This window comes from Corynebacterium sp. HMSC074C11 (assembly GCF_001809455.1).
GTDB classification, from domain to species: domain Bacteria; phylum Actinomycetota; class Actinomycetes; order Mycobacteriales; family Mycobacteriaceae; genus Corynebacterium; species Corynebacterium amycolatum.
In genome coordinates, this window is record NZ_KV797721.1 from 16,864 (window position 1) to 36,097 (window position 19,234).

Below are 19,234 nucleotides of genomic sequence, written 5' to 3' on the forward strand. Positions count from 1 at the left end.
ATGTGCTGATATGCGCTGTGTTTAGACGAGTTGCCATCCGCCTGCGTTGATGCGCTCTTGCCAGAAATCGCGGTATTGACCCGGCTGGTTGACCAGCTCGTCGTGAGGCCCGCGCTGGGCGATACGCCCACCGTGGGAGAGCACAATAATTTGGTCAGCTTGGCGAATGGTTTCCAGTTTGTGGGCGATCACGATCAGCGTGGAGTGCTTGCGTAGCTCGTTCATCGCCGCAACAATGTTGGCTTCATTTTCCGCGTCCAATGCGCTGGTGGCCTCATCGAACAGCACGATCGGGGCCTTCTTCACCAAGGCGCGAGCGATGGACACTCGTTGGCGTTCCCCACCTGACAGTGCACGCCCGCCAGCGCCCGCCAATGAATTCCAGCCATCTGGGAGGCGGTTGACGATTTCCGTCACGCCCGACAGGTCAGCGGCCCACCTGATTTCTTCATCGGTAGCTTCTGGGTTGCCAAGGCGAATGTTGGCCTCAAGCGTGTCATTGAATAAGTAGACGTCTTGGAAGACCAGGGATATCTGGCGCATCAAATCTTCGGTGGTCTGCTCACGCACATCAACCCCGCCAACGCGCACGCTGCCGGACTGCACATCCCAGAAACGTGCAACCAACCGGGCGATCGTCGTCTTCCCGCACCCAGATGGACCAACCAGGGCACACATGCCGCCTTGCGGGACATGGAAGGAAAAATCACGGAGAACCGGGGTGTCCGGATCGTAGCCGAAGGTCACATCATCGAAGCGAACATCACCAGGAGCGCTCACCGGTGTGGAGGTGACAGGTTCGGACAGTTCGGGAGCGTCCATGACCTTGTCGACGTGGTTCATCTGCTGGCGGCGTTCTTCCAGCCCAGATATATTTCCGCCAATGTCTTGGAGCATGGTGGTGAACCGCAGGCACATGCCGATCGTCACCAAGGCGTTCAGCGCATTCATCTGCTCGCCGAGGGTGAGTTGGGCGGTGAGCCAGATCATCACCACAATGAGCGCTTGGACGAACATCCCATTAATCAGGTTCGCTAGTGTTTCGAACCACAATGCTTTGCGGCCCTTGCGGTCAGCCTGGTCGAAAGCCTGATCAAGGGCCGGGTAGTCGTCGGCGACGTGACAGGAACGCAATGCACCTTGGCAGGTGGCGAATTCGACCATGCGAGCCGCCAACTCTGACTCGGCTGGTTCGGAAACCTTCTTGCCCTTATCGAGAAGCACACGGGAGATATGGAGGAAGGCAAGCATGATCGGGAACGCGATCGTCAAGGTCAGTCCCAGCCGCCAATCCCAGAACCAGGTTCCCACAGTGACTACGAGCACGGCTGAGAGTTTTTGGACGAGGGAGAAAATGAAATGTGCCGCCGACTCGCCCAAGTCCATCATTTCCTTGGTGACCATGCGCGACAGTCGGCCAGAGCTACCCGAATCGAACACTCCCAGTGGTAGGCGGGCTACTTTGTTACCTACTGCCTGGTGGACGTCGTGAATGAATCCAAGCGCGCCGATATAGCCGGTGCGCATGCCATAAAACTCCGTGCCCACGCCCAGCACCGCGAACACCGCCAAGGCGATGAGCCAGCCCCAAAACGACAGCCCCCACACCGGCATTCCGGTCGCCAAGGCGCTTGCTGCAGGGAGTAGCGCGAGCAGGGCAAAGCCGTGACACAGTCCTGAGACCGCACCCCACGCTTGACCGACCGAGAGGTCTCGCCACGAGGTGGGTTCCATCAAACGCTTAAAGCGTGGCAGCAATAGTTGATTCATCGTTTCATCTCCTCGCATGCACCTTGGGCAAGAAGTGCCTGATAGTGCGCATTACCCAACAGCTCGTCGTGTTTACCGACCACAGCAATGCCCCCGCGTTCCATGACGACAATTTGGTCTGCCCCTCTGATCGAGGCCAGTCGGTGGGCGATCACAATCACGGTTCTGCCTTTGGCAAGAGTCGAGAGAGCTTGTTGGATTTTCGATTCCGATTCCGGGTCCGCCATCGCCGTCGCCTCGTCCAGCACCAACACTGGGGCATCAACCATGAGCGCCCGGGCGATCGCGATACGGGCTGCCTGCCCGCCCGAAACGTGGGTGTCCTCCCCCAACACAGTGTCGTAACCATCGGGCAGGCTCATGATGAACTCGTCGATCTGCGCTGCTCTCGCTGCCTGCCGCACCTGCTCCAAGGTTGCGTCTCGCGCGCCCAGGGCAATGTTGTTGTGGATGGTGTCGCGAATAAGCTGTGCATCTTGCAGGACGAATGCGACCGTCGAATACAACACATCCTGGGAAATGCTCTTTAGATCAACCCCGCCGATGGTGATCGTGCCAGCGTCCGGGTCATCGAAGCGGGCAATTAAACTCGCCAACGTCGACTTCCCCGCACCCGACGGGCCAACCAGCGCGGTCACCGTGCCTGCCGGAATGCTCAGGCTCACCTCGTCTAATGCCTGGGTGTCGTCATAGGCATACGACACACCCCGAATCTCGATATCATGACCGTGTGGTGTCTGTGGCGCATCGGGCTGACTCAACGCCGGTAGCTCCATGACATTCACCAGCCGTACTGCCGCTGAACCTGCGAGCTGATAAGACCAGGCGATGGTTGCGACTGCCATCAACGCTCCCGGCAGCACCAAGGCGATCAACGTCGTCGTTATCACCTCGTAGATGCTCACCCAACCGGCGTTCATCATCAACGCGCCACCGCCAAGGTTCACGATCAACAGCACCGGGATCGACACCCACGAAAATGAGGCGACCGACATCGACACCAGCGGCATACACCACGCCCGGTAGAACTTAGAAAACTCGTTAGCTGCATCTAAATAGGCTTTATGTGCTTGGCCGACCTTGCCGAACGCTTTCACCACTGAGATACCGGCAACGAACTCGGCCATCGTTGCCGAAACCTGAGCGAGCTTGGTGTCCATTTCCGCGGTCTTCTCATTCATCCCTCGCATCGACATGCCATACATGCCCACATAAACCGGAATCGTTGCAATCGACAGCAGAGCGAGCCGCCAATCCACCACGAACGCATAGGCCAACAAGGCGAGCGGGGAGACGATTGCGTTCAGTTTCTCGATCGGCCCGTGTGCGATCACTGTGTGCACCGTGGCCGTATCATCCTGAATGGTCTTGCGGATCTTCCCTTCGCCCTCGCGGGTAAACCACGACAGCGGAGCAGTCGACATTCGGGCGGCAATTTGCCGACGCATCTGATTACGCAACGACAGGTCAATAAAATGCGTCACGCCCAACGCAACAAAATACAAAGTCAACCGCGCCATGTAAGCAGAAACAAGGAGCATCACGATCCAGTTCACCCGCGCCGGGTCCACCCGGTCTTGCATCAGCGCAGCTCCCAGCTCCACCAAAGCCACATAGGGTGCGATAGCCAACACCCCAGAGGCGAACGTTAAGGCCTGCGCGATAAACAGTTTGCCTTTCACCGGCTGCGATAGCTGACGGATCGCGTTCTGGCCAGCGACTGATTTTTCCTTCGCCGACCCATACTCGCCTTCAACAACCTGATCCGTTGCACTTTCGTTCACGTAAGCACCATCCTTCTTAGGCATGCCTAACCTTACTATATTTCTGGGAGGTGTGTCTACTGTGCACGTCAACTGATACGAACATCACCCTTTCAGGGCAATCCTCACCTGTTCACCGGTGCGGAACACGAACCGGATCGCGTCCTCGGTGACAATGGCGTGGTCGATAAGTGCGCTCCATTGTGCGGGGTGAAACTCGCTCACAGGTTCCCCTGTCAGATCATTCAGGGTTGTGGTGATGGCGGCGTGCTTGGCGGTGTTCGCTGCGATATCTTTTTCCAGGCTTGTTCTACGTGCGAGCGTCTTACGGTAGGTAGTATCGAGTTCGGCGTACGCGGATTGGCAGGCGTCCTGGTCGAGCGCACACCGCTGGTTTTCCGCAATCAGCGCTTCGATCTGCTCGTCTTTCACCGTCGCGCTGCTGCAGGGATGTTCGTCTGTGTATTTATGGTTGCATTGCCAAACTGCGTCTTTGCATTTCGTGTTCGACGCCCACGTTTTACGCCCATACCACGCCCCACACCGAGCACATTCCAGCCGGGTGGAGAACAACCCGACTTTCGCTGACTATATGTTGCCATGCCTGGTGGCGAGTTCGTATTGCATCTGATCCCAGATACGCGGTTCGGTAATCGGCTCATGATTACCTGATACATAGTATTGGGGTACTTCGCCTTCGTTGACCTTCATCTTCTTAGTAAGGAAATCGGTGGTGAACGTCTTTTGCAGCAGGGCGTCGTCCTTGTATTTTTCGTTGGACAGGATGGAGTACACTGTCGAGGTTGACCACACTTCTTTCCCGCGCGGGGTGAGAATCTTGCGGGCAGCGAGCTCGGTTTTAATCTCACTGATCGCTATCCCATCAAGGAACAGCTGGTAGATCAACCGCACGGTCGGAGCCTGCGTCTCGTCGATGACGAGGCTTCCACCCTCGCCTTTCTTATGTCCGAGTAGCACCAATTACCCATAATCCCCACGCCGACTCCCGTTTCGGAGGAGTTGGCGTGGGGCTTTTACGTGGTCGCGGTTTACGAGGATGGCGACGGCGCGGTATATCTCAGCCACCGCAGCACTGCTTTGACACGACGGTTGTTATCTTCCGGCTGAAAGCCGAGCTTCAAGAACACATTCGCCACATGCTTACTCACAGCGCCTGCGGTTAGTACCAGGCGTTTTTCTATTTCCTTATTACTGAGCCCCTGCGCCATTAGGTCGAGCACTTCGCGCTCACGTGGAGTCAGCGCGGCGATGCCGTCCTGCTTTGCGGCCAGTAGCGTCGCAACCACTTCAGGGTCGACCACGGTACCGCCACCGCGTACCTCTTCCAGCGCCGCAACGAAGTGCTCGACATCAGAGACGCGTTCTTTCAACAAGTACCCAAAGCCACCATGCTGCAGCAGGCGATCTAAGTAACTGGCCGCCACGTATTGGCTGAGCACGACAACCGGCTGGTCAGGGTTGCTCTGGCGAAGTTTGGTGACAGCGAGCAATCCGTCGTCACGCATGTTCGGTGGCATCCGGACATCGCTGACGATGACATCGAACGTCTGCCCTTCGGCAGTGTCGAGCAGCTGATCCGCATCACCGACGGCGACAACCTCGTATCCCAGCGCCCGCAGCAGGCCGGTCAGCCCCTCGCGCAGGAGTACGGAGTCCTCGGCCAGCAGTACTTTCATCGCGTCCTTCCTTGGCGAACAGGCAGTTCCAGCCGCAATTCAGCACCACCGTCGGCGTTGGTGAGCGTCACGGTTCCGCCGAGCGCTGCCGCCCGTTCGCGCAGGCCCGCAATGCCGGTTCCCGTGCCATGCTTTACGACGTCTACAGCGTCCGCCCCCGATGGTTCCATCAGACCTTCACCGTTGTCGCGCACAGTGACCGTAAGCGTACCCGGATGAGACACGAGCGCCCTCTTCGGAGTCTGAACCGCGAGAGTGATATCAGCTCGATTGGCATGGCCATGCTTGGTGGCGTTGGTCAGCCCCTCCGCTGCGCTGTGGTAAGCGAGTAACGCTGTGGTTTCGTCAATCGGGCCGAAGTCGGAAACACCATTTTCACCAACGGATACCTGCATTCCGGAGTGCGCTGCCAGCTCCCTCACGGCAGCGACCAGTCCGTTTTCAAACAGTACCGGCGGGGCAATGCCAAGCACCACGGAGCGCAGCTGTGCAAGAGCCTGCGTTGCATTACGGTCGGCGGCGGAGAGCGCCTCGGCTACATCTTCTTCAGTCTTACCCATGCGAGCAGCGGCAATGTTGAGTTTCAAGGCGGTCAGGTGTTGCTGCGGACCGTCGTGAAGCTCGCGCTCAATGCGATGGCGCTCGCCTGAGAAGGAGTCAATGAGCACGTCGCGGGATTGGGTAACTTCTTCGCTGGATGGTGCGAGGATGACGCGGGAGAGCCAAATGGACAGCAGGCCGGCACCGAGGTTGATGGCGATGGTCAGCACCAAAAAGAGGATTGCGAAAACCCAGGCAACAGAGATTTTCTGTGTTGGGTCCGTCAGAATCCAGCTGAAAAACTGCACTTCATCAACCAGGAAAGGTGCAGCGAAGAGCACTCCGACAGTAAAACCACCGCCGACCCACGCTGTAAAGGTGACGAACCCAATGACCAGTTGGACGAGCAGGTTGACGAAGTTGCGGATGTCGAACCAACGATTGGTCACGCGGTTGGCAATCGGGGTGCCGGACCACGATGCCACCCAGCGAGAGAGCCAGTCGGCACCTCGGCCGATGAGCGGAATCCACGGCAGAAGCACAACAGAGGCAATCAAACCCGGAATGAACAGCAGGCCGAGAATAAAACTCCAGGCCAGCGCGATTAAATTCTTTTTCTTTGTCATAGGTTCAAAGCTAAGTTGGCCCGGGTTCAAATACAGTGGAGCTAACTCCCCTAAATTCAGTCGAGCTGAATACGTCCCGGCTTCTTTTCACCGATACCTCGGTCGGCTAGTTCGTCATCAATGTACGTTGGCCGACCGACAGCCAGCCCAAGCACTGCAAGCACGACCGTAGTACCAAGCAGCACGACCAGAATAGGTGTCCACGTTTCCGTCGTTCCAGCGGCCACACCCACCAGGAATGGCCCGACTGCGGAGAAAATGTAGCCGATTGGCTGCACGAAGCCGGACAGCCGCGCGGTCAGCTCATGGCTGCGCGTGCGGCCCGGAATCAGCGCGATAGCCATGGGGAAACAAAAACCACCCACGCCCAGCAGGAACGCAACCCCAATCGCGTATCCAACACCAGTTTCCGCCGCTCCCCACTGGTCGATCAGAATCATCAACGCATACCCGAGGAAGAAAAGGCAGCCGAGACCAAAGGCTACGTAGGACATGGTGCGGAGCCGTGCAATCAGCGGTGGCATCAGCAGCCCGCCGATGATGCCCAGCCCTTGAACAATCATGGATGCCGCGGTAGCTACGCTGACGCTGATGCCTGCGTCGATAAGCATTTTCGGCATCCAGCCCATGAGCACGTAGGCGTTCATCGACTGCACGCCGAAGAAAACTGCCAGCGCAATGGCTGTCGGCGACTTCCAGATTGGCGTGTTTACCGAGGAGCTGACCGAGGCCTTCGGATAGTCGAATCCGATGCGCGCACGCAGCGGCAACCACACAACGAGCTGAACAAAGGCGGTTATCGCCCATACGGCAATCGCCCAGCGCCACATATCGACGCCGCCTGTGGACGCTTCGGGTGAATCGCTAATCAAAAACGCCGTCGCCGGCCCCAGTCCGCCCCCGAGGGCGAGCATGCTGGAGTACAACATCATCAGCACGACGGCATGACGGCCGCCATGCACCTTGATCCACGCAGGTAGCAGTACATTACCCAGCGCAATACCCGCAACCGACAACGCCGTAAACAGAAGGAATAGCCAGATGCTGCTCACCCACGGGGCGCACCGCAAGGCCGACGAATAGCAACGTCGCAGACAGTGTGAGTGCACCGCTTAAGCCCATTCGCTTGCCGACGGAAACCGCGGACAACCCAATCGCGAAAAATGCGAGCCCCGGAATCGCTGTAATCAAACCACCAAAGGCGGAGGAAGCGCCAAGGTCGGATAGGAGCTGATCAATCACCGGACCGATTGACGCAATACTCGGGCGCAAATTCAGCGCCGCGACGATTACGGCGATAACGAGAACGGGAACGCTGAGCGCGATGGCATTCTTCGAGGACCCAGCGGCCTTTGGTTGTGGTTGCCCTGGTTTTTCTTCTATCGCCATAACAATGGACGTTACCGCTTCCTGCTAATGACTCTCTAGCCGACCCAAGCCGGCTGGTTCGAGGAAGCTTAAAAACTAGCGTGCTGAATGTCGCTGTTGTCCTATCCTGGACTACAACGACATCTCTTTTTCTTTATCTATTGACAGTCTTTCGGCTATCTCTGACGTAAGGATTGAACTCAAAAATGGTTGAACCGATTTCTGATTCCATGCTCATTGCCTACGACGGCTCCGACGAAGCCAAGCGGGCGCTGGCCTATGCCGGAAAACTGCTGCGCGTTAAGAAGGCCTACATTCTGACTGCCTGGGAACCCCTGCAGCGCGCTGCAGCTCGCACTGCTGGCGCCTCTGGCATGATGCAGCCCGACTGGGATGCCACGACTGAAGACGGCGATCCGGCTCACGACGAGGCCGTCCGTATTTGTCGTGAGGGTGTACAGATTGCCGCTGAGGCTGGCTTCGTCGCGGAGCCCTACTTGGTAGAGACTGAAACTACTATCTGGTCGGCCATCGTCGATGCAGCTCACGACCTCGATGCGGGCGTGATTATCTCCGGCACTCGCGGTGTTACTGGTTTGCGTGGTCTGTTCACCGCCTCGACCTCTGACGCGTTGCTGAAGAATGCTGGCCGCCCGGTCCTCGTCGTTCCGGGGGAAAAGGAATAATTTCCAGAAAATTTTTAAAAACTTACTTAGCTGATAGAAAATGGGTTAATCTCTCAACTAAGAAAACTCAATGACCGCTGAAACCGCTCAAAATTCAAGGCGGGGAGAGAATCCCAGCTGTTCCACTGGTTTACAGAAGTCACAGAGTGTAGTTTTATAAACAGTATTGACTTAATGCACACGAGGAGTCCTCAACATGGCATACGAAACTGATTCCGAGCAGCGTCGTAGCGTTGGCCCTGCCCTGGCCTCGGCGCTCATTGGCGCCCTTCTCGGTGGTGCCGCTATCTTCGGCATCGGCCAGGCTCTGACCGAAGACCGAATTCCGGAAGCACAGGCTGTTTCCACCGATGACGCTCTGCTTGGCGGTGTCGAGTACGGTCAGCGTTAAGTTTTTAACGCTAACCCTCCTTTAAAGCTATGCCCACCTTTGTTCGAGCGCGTAAGCGCGTGCTTGTACCTTGGTGGGCTTTGCTGTGCCTGCTGGCATTCATCCAGTCCCCCGGCAAGACTGTCGCTGACACAAAGCACGACCTGACAGAAGACCCCATCGGGTTTTTGTCCGCCTCGCTCAACATGTGGTCAGACACCATGCCGCTGGGACAGCTCCAAAACCAGGCATATGGCTATCTCTTTCCACAGGGCGCATTCTTCGCGCTGTTTAGTTTGCTGCCCGATGTCCTAGCGCCCGGCTGGCTGATTCAGGCGCTGTGGTGGAGCCTTACTCTCTGCGTGGCTTTTACCGGCGCATATCGCGTGGCCGAAGCTATAAACGTCGGCACGCATACCTCTCGCGTATTGGCGGCATTGTTGTACGCGTTGTCGCCGCGTGTGATTACGACGTTGGGCGCGATTTCGTCCGAGACCTGGCCGGTCGCACTGGCACCGTGGATTCTGCTTCCGCTCCTGCGGGTCGCAGCCCGGCGCGAGGAACTGCCCTGGCGTGCGACTGCCCGTGCCGTATTGCTGTCCGGCCTAGCGGTACTGTGCACTGGCGCGGTCAATGCGGTCAGTACAGCGGCGGCTTGCATCCCCGCAGGTCTGATGCTGCTCTTCTTCGCTTTTACGGGGCCTCGTCGCGGGCGTGCGTGGGCGATGCTCGGCGGTTGGCTGGCTGCGTGTGCAGCGGTCAGCATGTGGTGGATTGTGCCGCTGCTCCTGCTGGGCAAGTACTCACCACCGTTTACGGACTACATTGAGTCCTCCGGTGTGACCACTCGTTGGTTGAGTCTCGGCGAGACGCTCCGCGGTTCCACTTCGTGGACTCCGTTTGTCTCTTTCGAGCGAGTCGGCGGAAATGCGCTGGTCGCGGAGCCCATTCTCATTTACGCCACCCTGGCTGTAGCGGCGATTGGCCTACTTGGCTTGGTCATGCGCTCACTTCCGCTGCGTCGAATGTGGCTGATGATGCTGCTCATCGGGCTTGTTATCATGGCGGCCTGGACGGAGCCGTTCGGGCTGGCGTGGGAATCGGCTCGAGAGGTGCTCGATTCCACGCTCGCAGCAGTGCGCAACCTGCACAAATTCGACACTATTGTGCGTCTGCCACTTGTTATCGGCTTCGCTCATGCGACAGCCCAGCTGCCATGGCCGTGGCGAGAGCCGGCGAACGAGCACACGAACGAGACGGCGAGCGATTCAGCGACCACTGGCTGGCAGCAGTGGCTACACCCGGAGAAGCACCCGCGCGCTATCGCATCGATGCTGGTTCTGGTGGTTATCGCCAGTGCCACCGCCCCTGCGTGGAGCGCACGCCTCGCTCCGACAGGTGGTTTTTCCGAGGTTCCGGGCTACTGGCACGAAGCGGCCGACTGGCTGAATGAGCAGGGCAAGGACACCCGCACGCTGGTGGTGCCGTCATCGCCGTTTGCTGATCAGACATGGGGCAATACTCGCGACGAACCGCTCCAGCCGCTCGCCGACGTGCCCTGGGCCGTCCGCGATACCGTGCCACTAGTGCCTCCAGAGGCGATTCGCGGCCTCGATGGTCTGCGCAATTCACTGACTCGGGGCCGTGAGGTACCGGCACTGGATGCCACCCTGCGCAACAACGGTATCGGCTACGTGCTGGTCCGCCACGACTTGAGAGTTACCTCGAGGGGCGATTCACTGCGCGCCATCACTTCCACGCTGCAGGACTCCCCGACCATGGAAAAGGTGGCGGAGTTCGCGGACGAGGACGGCCATACCGCTATCCAGATTTGGGGTGCGGGCCCGAAGGAGCTGCGCAATCACGCACTTTCACCGCGGTTGGTAGACACTACCCAGATACCGCTGGTCGCCGGCGGCCCCGAAGTGCTCCCGCGGCTTGACGAAGTCGATTCCGATGCTCCGGTGCGCATCCTGTCTGGCAAGGATGCCGGCACTGTCACCGACACGCCCGCCCGCCGCGGCCGCAACTATGGTGAAGTCGTCGGTGCGGAGTCAGCAATCCTGGCCGAAGACGAGGACTCATATGTTCGCAACCTCGTTCCGGACTACCCCGTCGTGGGACTGCCACTGACGCAGACAGCAACGGGTCGCGCCACAATTGAGGTTTCGTCGTCGGCCTCTGAGCCATACAACGTCGGTGGTGCATCGGCTGACCACTCGGTCAACGCAATGCTCGACGGCGACACCTCCACCTGGTGGGAACCCTTGGCGGGCAAGAGCCAGGCTGAGTGGGTCAAACTGTCGTGGAAGGAACCGACCGATAACGCAGTGCTCAGCCTGACCGGTGCTCGCGTTCCGGTGCAACTGCGCATCCAGACCGACACGGCTTCCAGCTCCGTACAGTTGGTCCCGGGTGAGACGACTCGTATTCCGCTGCCCGGCGGCAAGACCACATCTGTGCTCATCACAGCAAAGATTGCTCCTGTAGGCTTCGCTATCTCCGAGCTAGGCCTGGTGATTCCACAGCGAGACACTGGCTTCGACGCATTCGAATCCAGCAGTCCCGATTCCGATGAAGAGGCGGAACTTTCCACCGAGGATATAGCGGAGGACCTCACGCCGGTTCGTGTCCCGGTGGTGCCGAATTCCTCTTCGCTGGCTCAGCGTTGGGTCTTCGGCCAGGAGATTCATGAGGGCACGCTGGTGCGCCTGTTCACCGTTCCGAAGCCGGTAAAGGTAAAGATCGATGCTGATACCTGCCGCAGCAGCATCGGAGCCCCGTGGGCCAGCCTCCAGCGCGGTGACGGCTCTGATCACCGCGAGCTGACCTGTGGTGAAGAGATTGAGCTCTCACCGGGGCCATGGCGCATCGATGCCAAGTCCGATTGGGTGTCGCTCACCTCGACTGACTACTTCGCGCCGTCAGCTGAGCAGCAGAAAGTGACGCCAATCGATCTGAACAATCCCATTGACGCTGCCGACCACGATCGCATCGTGTGGTTGCCAATCTCTGTCAATGCTGGCCATGAGCTCCGTGTCGGAGGCGCCGCCATGAAGCCGGTAACGGTCTCTGGTTGGCAGCAGGGTTGGACGATTCCGGCCGGTATTGGTGGTGCGGTCGAGCTGACCTACCCACCGCAGCAGACCTGGCGTACTGGCATCCTGGCAGGCGGCGCACTCGCAACCGTGTACGCACTGGTCACTGTGGGGCTGGCTTTCGCTTGGCGACGCTTCGCTCTCACCACCCCGATTCCCGCGTCTTCGCTGAGCAATGACCTGCCGCGGGCGGCTATTGGCATTGCGGCTGCCGCGACAGTGACACTGGTATCCAGCTGGCCTGGCGTGGTCGTTGCCCTCGTGGTGGTTGCCGCTACCCTTGGTGCGGTTTTCTGGGCACGGAAGCGTGGGGACGTCGTCAAGCCATGGCTGAACGTGCGAAACGCCCTTATTGTGACACTTGCTGCGACGATGTCGATTGCGGGCTTGGTGCTGGCGGCGAACCCGTGGCCGAAGGATGACTACGCCGGTGCCGACTGGCCGCTTCAGTTACTGGTGACGGCGGCGCTGACGATCGTGGCGTGCTGCTCGATGCTTTCCGATGGCGGTGCTGATGACGACACCGACAGCGACGTCGACAACACCGACAACGCCGCTGATTAAGAGCCGTTAGCGGTTGACCCAGACGCGTGCGAAGAAGCGGCGGGCAGGTTCCTCGACGAGCGCGTAGGAGGCGGCGGCCACGGGAATCGACAGTGCGACCGTAACAATGGTGACACTGAGCAGATGGCCGGTAAATAGCTTCACACCAAGCAGCGGGAATGCGATGGAGAGCATCGCCACGTGCCAGAGGAAGATGCCGTAAGACCAGCGCCCCAGCGCCTGCATAATGGGGTGTTCGAGGAAGCGCGATTCCGGCGCCATCGTCCAGGGGCCGATGATGGCGGCACCGAAGACCAGCCCACACAGCAGGCGGCGAGTGAATTCCCAGTTGGTTAGCTCGACTAGTCCTTCGGGCCCCAGGTAGGAAGCCAGCACCAGCGCGCCCACGGCGATAGCCAGCCACAGCGAACGGCGGCGCGCCCAGCGCTGCATGGTTCCCACCCTCGCGCGGGCAGCATCGGTATCGACACCCTGGAGCGATTCCAGCTCGGCGAGAATCATGCCAGCTGCGAACCAGGAAAAGTATGCGATCGGCTGAATATGCGGGTTAACGCCTTCCGGGTACGGCAGCGGTAGGTAGGGCCAACCGAAGCTCAAGATTGCGAGCAGGGAAATTGCCACTATGCGGCGCCCCTGCTGGCGATGTGGGTCCAACCGGCTAAGCCCGATGGCAAACAGCGGCAGCGCGATGTAGAACGCGACCTCCACCGACAATGACCACAGGTGCGTCAACCCACCGTGCAGAGAGCCGGAGAAATACACCTGTGTCAGCGTCAGGTTTGTCAGCCAAATCTTGAGATCCGCGCCACGCCCCACCGGCAGTGCAATGAGCACAATAAGCACCAGCACCCAGTACGCAGGCATAATGCGCGCGACGCGCTTCTTGTAATACTTCGCCCAGCTCTTCTTCCGTCCGCCGTCGGCATCGGCCAATGCTTTACGACGGGGGATTCCGCCATAACCCGAGCGGTGAGAACGCCACAACAGGAATCCGGACAGCACGAAGAAAACAGCCACGAAGAAGTCGAAGCGGCCGAGGACGCGTTCCCACAGGGCTCCCACATCATGCCCGGTCTGGAATGCGACGTGCGTACCGATGATGCCCATCGAAGCCACAGCGCGCAGCCCCTCCAGCGAGGGCAGGAAGCCTGGGCGGAATGTGGTGGCAGAGTTCGGCATAGCGCTCGGCGTAGGGTTCGGCATAGCGCTCGACGCTGTGTCTTGCCTAGCGCTTGGAGCTGCCGCAAATGCCTTGGACGTCATAGTACTTTCTTACACGGATACTGGAATGAGTAAAATCACTTGTATTCTATTATGAAATAAATCCTGTTCAGACCTGTTTTTCCAAAACTCTTTTGTTTTCCCGACAAGTTATTTTTTAAAAACACACCACATAACTCCTAACTTCCTGCTAGGTTTTGCAGCAGAAAGTTACGTACAGTTAAAGGACTATCCGCTGATGAAGAGAACTCTCGGACATGCACTGATTATCATCGGTGCTGCATTGATTGTCATTGCCGTCCTTCTGCCAACCTTCCTGGTGCCTCGCCTCCGGGTCATCCCACTTGACACTGTGAGCGACACCATCACGGAGGTGCGCGACGGCACCCTGTTGGACTCCAGCCAGCTGGGCAAGAATGAGCCAACGCCAAACCGCAAGAATGACCCGCGTTGCAAGGCAGAGACGGACGAAGAGAAGCGCGACCTCCCGGTCCACTGCTTCATCAACGACAAGACTCCGATGCAGTCGAAGCGCCACGTTGAGATCGAGGAGCCGGCCGACGAGAAGATCGCAACTCTCCAGGTCGGTACCACCCTGCTGCGCGATGACCGCAAAGAGCCGAAGAACCTCATCAATGCGACCCTCGACCGCATCACTGTTGATCGCAGTACTGCGTACCCGGTAGATGACCCGATCTCCAGCGTTGCTATTAACGCACCCCAGGGTGGTTCGGACACCAAGCCGCCGACGTTCACCCGCCCGGGCATCCAGTACCAGTTCCCGTTTGGTGCTCAGAAGAAGTCCTACCCGTACTATGACGTCCAGGCGATGCGTAACTTCGAGATCGACTTCGTCGGTGAGGAAACTCAGGATGGCGTCAAGGTCTACAAGTACTCCATGACCATTCCGCCGCAGAACCTCTACGAGTCCCTGACCGAGCACTTCACTCGCGACGGCCGCAAGCTCACCGAGGCTGACAAGTCCTCGCTGGCTTCCATGCGCCTGAGCTTCCCGGCTCACAAGTGGGGCCTGGAGGGTGACGACGATGTCGAGTTGGATCGTTACTACACCAACGTCCGTACTGTTCGCGTCGAGCCAACCTCTGGCGTGATCGTCAACGGTACTGAAGAGATGTTCATGTTCTACGCCAAGGACGACAAGGAAGCGGAAGAAATTGCTTCCAAGGCTGGCCGTGAGAAGGAAGCCAAGGAGCAGAACCGTACCGCGATGAAGTACACCGCTCAGTGGGACGAAGGCTCCAAGGGCCGTCAGATGGACCGCGCTAAGGAAGCACGTAAGTCGCTGACTATCGGTGGCACTGTCGCACCGTGGATCCTCGGTATCCTCGGCCTGGTTCTCATCGTGATTGGCTTCCGCATTCGCAGCAAGTCTGCCTAAGAGACCAAGCCACGAGGCCCTTAAGATGCCTCAGGCTCTCGCTTACCCTAAGTTTCACTGAGGAAAGCGAAAAATAATTTAATATAGGGCACGTGACACAACGTTTCCGCACTACTCTGACCCAGTCGGCTCGCTCTCATTCGGAGCGAGTCGCCTGGGTTTTTGTGTCGTCGTGGATTCTCTTACTGACCGCTGCCGTGTGCTGGCCTCTCTTTGCGCCCCTCAAGGCCCCGGCTGATGGTCGCTTTGGGGCGCCGATATTCCTGCTGCGCGACATGGTCATCCCCAATCACCCACCGCTTACCGACGCGGCCCTGGGACTCGGCCCCGCTGCGGCACGAGCTGTCCCTCAGGACACCGCACTGTGGGCACTGGGATACTTTGTGGATGCCAGCCATTGGGTGCGCTTCGCCATGGTGGGCGCCTGTTTGATTGGTGGTCTTGCAGCTGCTGAGCTCGCCCGCAGGTTCACTCGCCACGGCTCTGGTGCCAGTAGCGCATCCAGTGCCGGCCTTATCCCCATGACTCCGAGCTTGGCCAGTCAGCTGATCGCACCGACGATGCTGCTCTGGAACCCGTTCGTGGTCGAGCGTTTACTCCAGGGACAGTGGTCACTGGTCATCGCCGTATTGTTACTTCCGGCAGTAGTTCTGGCAACACAGATGGGTAGTGCTTTGTGGCGCACCAGCGCCATTGCCGCTGCGGGCCTCACACCGACCGGTGCCCTTTTAGCTGGTATCACCGGCATTGTTGCCGCCCGCAATAACCGCGACCGCGCTTGGGTTGCGGCCACAACAGTGGCGGTCAGTTCACCGTGGCTGGTGGCATCTTTGCTGAACCCGAGTGCAGCTAGGTCCTCCGATGTTGCTGGCGCTGCCGCATTTGCGGCCAGAGCAGAGGCACACGTCGGCACGCTCGGCAGCCTGTTGGGGCTGGGCGGTATCTGGAATAAGCAGGCTGTGCCGCTAACTCGCGAGGCTGGTTTTTCGGCGATCATGGTGCTGGTGCTCTTGGTACTCATGGGCCTGGGATTCCGTCGTGTCTGGCATTCGCAAGAGCGCTGGCGGGGGCTGATTATCACCGGCGCCGTGAGCATTGTGCTCGTCGCTCTCGCCGCAACAACGCCGGGCATTTTGATGATGGGTTGGGCGCTCGAGCACATCCCGGGGGCGGGTCTGCTTCGCGATGCACAGAAGTGGATCGCGCTCGCTGTCCCTGCCTATGTCATCCTCGCCGCCAGCGGTGCGGAGTACCTGGCACGCCGCGCTCGCAGCGCCACCGTCAATATCGGCCAGTGGTTGGCTACTGGCGTCAGCGCGCTCATCATCATTGCCGCTGTCCCCACGCTGCCCGCCGATGTCGCTCCACTCCGCCCCATTCCGTCATGGGAGGGCTGGTCGGCGGTTTCCGGTGTCGTCGCGCTTGACGACGATCGCGTTGCGGTTCTACCTGCCGGTTCTTACCGCATCATTAATGGGCGCCCTGTCCTCGACCCGGCTACGAAGATTTTGCCCGCTCCGGTGGTGAGCTCCGGCGAATTGATCGTGTCTGGGCAGTCGGTGTCTGGCGAGGGAGCCACAACCGTTGAGCGTACGCTGCTCGGCGGTGCAAAGAGGAAGGAGGAGCTTGCGTCTGCGCTCCAGAGCCTTCGGGACCAGGGCGTTGGCTGGATCCTAGTGGAGAATTCGCCCGGCAACTTCGGCGATTCAGCTGACATTGTGGCAGCGCTAGATCCCGTCTATGAAACACCTGACCTGCAGCTATACCATGTTCCCGGCGTTATCGATCCGACCACGCGACCGAGCCAAGGTGCCTATACAGCTGCGTGGATAGCCTTTGCAATCTGGACTCTTTGCCTACTCGCTGGGCTACTGGCGGGACTACTGGCTGGAGTAAAGGAAGCGCTACTGCCCCGCCGCAGGTAGCAGATTGTCCAGAGTTGGGTTTTCCAAGACATTCAGAACTGCCTCGCCGGTTTTGTCCCAGCCAAATTCCGCAGCACGGGCGACGCAGGCCTTGGACATGGCGCGATGCAGTTCGCCGTTATCGAGAATCTGTCGTGTCTTGGTAATTAGGTCAGCTTCATCGCTGGCCAGCAGGCCAGTTTCACCGTCGTTGACCGAGTCGCGCAATCCCGCCGAGGAACGGTAACCGACCGTTGGCACGCCGTGCTGCGCCGATTCGATGACGGCGAGCCCCCAGCCCTCCTTGCGGGAAGGCATCAGATGCAGACACGCCTTGGAGAGGATGCGGTGTTTATCCGCCTCTGTGACCTGCCCGTGGAAGACCACGTGATCCGAAACACCCTTGTCACGGGCATATTCCACGAGGTTGTCGTGCCACCACCCCGAGCCAATAACATCGAGAATCGCACCTGGACAATCCTGCACAAGATCTGCGAGCACATCGATGGCGTGCTCAATCTGCTTATGCGGGACCAATCGCGACAGCGTCACCAGATGCGGTGCCGGACCGTCGCACTCGGATAGGTCTGCCATGATTTCGGTCGACTGCAACTCCTCCGGAATCGGGTCCACACCATTGCGAATCACCGCGATGCGCCCCGGCGACACTCCGAGTTCTACCAGTTCAGCGGCACTTGGTTCGGAAACGGTGATGTAGCGGCTGCGGCGGTGAATCATCGGCGACAGACGCGACTCGATGAACCACCCAAGCTTGCTAATAATCGGCCCCGCCACTGGCCACTGCTCGCGGTGGCAGTGATGTGTCAGGAGCACCGTCGGTGCGCCGGAGAAAATCCGCGCGAAAAAGGGGACACCGTTTTGGGTATCGACCACGACATCCGGCTTGCCGCCGAGCGCCTTGGCAATTGGCCCCACGCCAAATCTAGCCCCCAGCATCGCGGTCCAGGAGCGCACGTAGACGGAGAAGTTTCCACCAGCGCGGGAGAAAGTCACGCCGTCACGACGTGAAAGGGCCGGTGCGCCTGGGTAGCTGGCCGTGCGGAACACCACAGTGTGGCCTTGGTCGGCAAGGTAACCTGCGACGCGCTCCAAATAGCGCTCACTACCTCCACCTTCGGGATGACCAGTGTCGCGCCAACACAACAATAAGATTTTCATAACAATATGAGCCTAACGCTCGGCACGGCTTTCGTTGCCGCTTTAGCTCAAATCCATACTCCCAGACCCAACCAGTCCATTAGATTGTTTGACGTGACCAGCTTTCGCTTTCCCGCTTTTATCGTCCCGCCCGCTCTGAAAGAGCTGCGCAGCTTTGCTACACTGTCGCGCTCATTTGGGCTGCTCAACGACTTCAAATACGAGCAAACCGATCCCGATATCTTCTACGGGCACCTTGCCGAGGACACCATCGGCCTCCTAGAAGGCATCGCGGCTGGCGCGGATGGTTCAGTGGGCGCGGTGGATGCGAGGGGCACCGCTGGTACGGCGGAGTCGCCGGGCGCAGGGGGCACGTCGTCAAGCGTTACGACGAATACCGCACTGCGTGGCAAGCGCATCCTTGATGTCGGCGGCGGCCCTGGGTACTTTGGCCGAGCGTTTGCCCAGCGTGGCGTGGAATATTACACCTGTGAGCCCGATGTGGGCGAGATGGCGGCGGCGGGGATCAAGCTGGAGTCGTCGGTACGCGGATCGGGACTGGAGCTGCCATTTCGCGATGACGCGTTTGACCTGACCTACTCGTCGAACGTCGCCGAGCATGTGCCCGAGCCGTGGACGATGGGCGAGGAAATGCTGCGTGTAACTAAGCCGGGTGGGTTGGTCGTGTACTCGTACACCATTTGGTACGGCCCGTTCGGCGGCCACGAGATGGGGATGACGCATTACCTGGGCGGCGACCGCGCGCGGCGCATGTATGAGAGGAAGCACGGCAAGCGGCCGAAGAACTACTTTGGCGAGTCCCTGTTCAAGGTCGGTTGCGGTGAAGGGTTGAAGTGGGCGCGCGCTGCAGCGGAGGCTGGTGACTGCGAACTGCTGGCCGCGTTCCCGCGCTACCACCCGTGGTGGGCCTGGTGGATGGTGCACGTACCGGGGCTGCGCGAGTTCGCGGTGTCGAACCTGGTGTTGGTGCTGCGGAAGCGGTAGGGGGCCAGTTTCTCTCGGAGCGTGCTCCCCTGACTTCGTATCGTCTGCCACTAGACTGGGAGCTC

The 19,234-nt window shown here is 59.3% G+C and carries 16 protein-coding genes; 6 read left to right on the forward strand and 10 right to left on the reverse strand.

The window, feature by feature from the left end; genetic code table 11:
• Positions 1-21 precede the first annotated feature (21 nt).
• From HMPREF2614_RS00870 to HMPREF2614_RS11220, 8 genes are all read right to left on the reverse strand, one after another.
• Positions 22-1,770 (reverse strand): ABC transporter ATP-binding protein, encoded by a 1,749-nt coding sequence (locus HMPREF2614_RS00870; protein WP_070559795.1) that lies wholly within the window; start codon positions 1,768-1,770, stop codon positions 22-24.
• Complete coding sequence (locus HMPREF2614_RS00875) at positions 1,767-3,554, reverse strand: ABC transporter ATP-binding protein (RefSeq protein ID WP_070429427.1); 1,788 nt, start codon at positions 3,552-3,554, stop codon at positions 1,767-1,769. The genes HMPREF2614_RS00870 and HMPREF2614_RS00875 overlap by 4 nt, the downstream gene beginning before the upstream one ends.
• An 84-nt stretch (positions 3,555-3,638) precedes the next feature.
• Positions 3,639-4,106 carry a recombinase zinc ribbon domain-containing protein gene (locus HMPREF2614_RS11205; RefSeq protein WP_224433374.1) on the reverse strand — a complete coding sequence of 156 codons (468 nt, stop codon included), beginning with the start codon at positions 4,104-4,106 and terminating at the stop codon, positions 3,639-3,641.
• A 15-nt stretch (positions 4,107-4,121) separates the two neighbouring features.
• Positions 4,122-4,511, reverse strand: coding sequence for a recombinase family protein (locus tag HMPREF2614_RS11215; RefSeq protein WP_070559797.1), 390 nt, complete (start codon positions 4,509-4,511; stop codon positions 4,122-4,124).
• Positions 4,512-4,582: 71 nt separating this feature from the next.
• Entirely contained in the window at positions 4,583-5,230 is a 648-nt protein-coding gene (locus HMPREF2614_RS00890; protein WP_070559799.1) for a response regulator transcription factor, read from the reverse strand.
• The gene (locus HMPREF2614_RS00895) at positions 5,227-6,396 is read right to left on the reverse strand and encodes a sensor histidine kinase (RefSeq protein WP_070559801.1); all 1,170 of its coding nucleotides are present in this window, start codon (positions 6,394-6,396) and stop codon (positions 5,227-5,229) included. Before HMPREF2614_RS00895 ends, HMPREF2614_RS00890 begins: the two co-directional genes overlap by 4 nt.
• 56 nt (positions 6,397-6,452) lie before the next feature.
• Complete coding sequence (locus HMPREF2614_RS00900; RefSeq protein ID WP_246815652.1) at positions 6,453-7,448, reverse strand: MFS transporter; 996 nt, start codon at positions 7,446-7,448, stop codon at positions 6,453-6,455.
• Complete coding sequence (locus HMPREF2614_RS11220; protein ID WP_246815653.1) at positions 7,384-7,785, reverse strand: MFS transporter; 402 nt, start codon at positions 7,783-7,785, stop codon at positions 7,384-7,386. The genes HMPREF2614_RS00900 and HMPREF2614_RS11220 overlap by 65 nt, the downstream gene beginning before the upstream one ends.
• Positions 7,786-7,970: 185 nt before the next feature.
• On the opposite strand from HMPREF2614_RS11220, the gene HMPREF2614_RS00905 reads away from it, so the two are divergent.
• From HMPREF2614_RS00905 to HMPREF2614_RS00915, 3 genes are all read left to right on the forward strand, one after another.
• Positions 7,971-8,450 (forward strand): universal stress protein, encoded by a 480-nt coding sequence (locus tag HMPREF2614_RS00905; RefSeq protein ID WP_005510532.1) that lies wholly within the window; start codon positions 7,971-7,973, stop codon positions 8,448-8,450.
• A gap of 196 nt (positions 8,451-8,646) precedes the next feature.
• Complete coding sequence (locus HMPREF2614_RS00910) at positions 8,647-8,841, forward strand: DUF2613 domain-containing protein (protein WP_005510537.1); 195 nt, start codon at positions 8,647-8,649, stop codon at positions 8,839-8,841.
• A 29-nt stretch (positions 8,842-8,870) separates the two neighbouring features.
• Entirely contained in the window at positions 8,871-12,482 is a 3,612-nt protein-coding gene (locus HMPREF2614_RS00915) for an alpha-(1->3)-arabinofuranosyltransferase domain-containing protein (RefSeq protein ID WP_070559803.1), read from the forward strand.
• Positions 12,483-12,488: 6 nt separating this feature from the next.
• Here the strand turns inward: HMPREF2614_RS00915 and HMPREF2614_RS00920 are convergent, their stop codons facing one another.
• A complete protein-coding gene (locus HMPREF2614_RS00920; protein ID WP_224792279.1) occupies positions 12,489-13,685 on the reverse strand; it encodes an acyltransferase family protein in 1,197 nt (398 codons plus the stop codon).
• 256 nt (positions 13,686-13,941) lie between these two features.
• On the opposite strand from HMPREF2614_RS00920, the gene HMPREF2614_RS00925 reads away from it, so the two are divergent.
• On the forward strand, positions 13,942-15,102 hold the full coding sequence (locus HMPREF2614_RS00925; RefSeq protein WP_038626836.1) for a cell envelope lipid trafficking protein PgfA: 1,161 nt from the start codon (positions 13,942-13,944) through the stop codon (positions 15,100-15,102).
• Positions 15,103-15,194: 92 nt separating this feature from the next.
• Positions 15,195-17,027, forward strand: a complete 1,833-nt coding sequence (locus HMPREF2614_RS00930) for an MmpA family trehalose lipid delivery protein (RefSeq protein WP_049181779.1) — start codon at positions 15,195-15,197, stop codon at positions 17,025-17,027.
• Here the strand turns inward: HMPREF2614_RS00930 and HMPREF2614_RS00935 are convergent.
• Positions 17,007-18,185 carry a glycosyltransferase family 4 protein gene (locus tag HMPREF2614_RS00935; RefSeq protein WP_049181780.1) on the reverse strand — a complete coding sequence of 393 codons (1,179 nt, stop codon included), beginning with the start codon at positions 18,183-18,185 and terminating at the stop codon, positions 17,007-17,009. The genes HMPREF2614_RS00930 and HMPREF2614_RS00935 overlap by 21 nt on opposite strands.
• A 93-nt stretch (positions 18,186-18,278) precedes the next feature.
• Here HMPREF2614_RS00935 and HMPREF2614_RS00940 point away from each other — a divergent pair, with 93 nt between their 5' ends.
• Positions 18,279-19,169 (forward strand): class I SAM-dependent methyltransferase, encoded by an 891-nt coding sequence (locus HMPREF2614_RS00940; protein WP_246815654.1) that lies wholly within the window; start codon positions 18,279-18,281, stop codon positions 19,167-19,169.
• Positions 19,170-19,234: the final 65 nt, after the last annotated feature.

Excerpts from the sequence above, each read along its gene's own strand:
- HMPREF2614_RS00870 (WP_070559795.1), bottom strand. The coding sequence starts at position 1,770 with ATGAATCAACTATTGCTGCCACGCTTTAAGCGTTTGATGGAACCCACC.
- HMPREF2614_RS00890 (WP_070559799.1), bottom strand. The coding sequence starts at position 5,230 with ATGAAAGTACTGCTGGCCGAGGACTCCGTACTCCTGCGCGAGGGGCTG.
- HMPREF2614_RS00895 (WP_070559801.1), bottom strand. The coding sequence starts at position 6,396 with ATGACAAAGAAAAAGAATTTAATCGCGCTGGCCTGGAGTTTTATTCTC.
- HMPREF2614_RS11220 (WP_246815653.1), bottom strand. The coding sequence starts at position 7,785 with ATGGCGATAGAAGAAAAACCAGGGCAACCACAACCAAAGGCCGCTGGG.
- HMPREF2614_RS00905 (WP_005510532.1), top strand. The coding sequence starts at position 7,971 with ATGGTTGAACCGATTTCTGATTCCATGCTCATTGCCTACGACGGCTCC.
- HMPREF2614_RS00910 (WP_005510537.1), top strand. The coding sequence starts at position 8,647 with ATGGCATACGAAACTGATTCCGAGCAGCGTCGTAGCGTTGGCCCTGCC.
- HMPREF2614_RS00915 (WP_070559803.1), top strand. The coding sequence starts at position 8,871 with ATGCCCACCTTTGTTCGAGCGCGTAAGCGCGTGCTTGTACCTTGGTGG.
- HMPREF2614_RS00920 (WP_224792279.1), bottom strand. The coding sequence starts at position 13,685 with ATGCCGAACCCTACGCCGAGCGCTATGCCGAACTCTGCCACCACATTC.
- HMPREF2614_RS00925 (WP_038626836.1), top strand. The coding sequence starts at position 13,942 with ATGAAGAGAACTCTCGGACATGCACTGATTATCATCGGTGCTGCATTG.
- HMPREF2614_RS00935 (WP_049181780.1), bottom strand. The coding sequence starts at position 18,185 with ATGAAAATCTTATTGTTGTGTTGGCGCGACACTGGTCATCCCGAAGGT.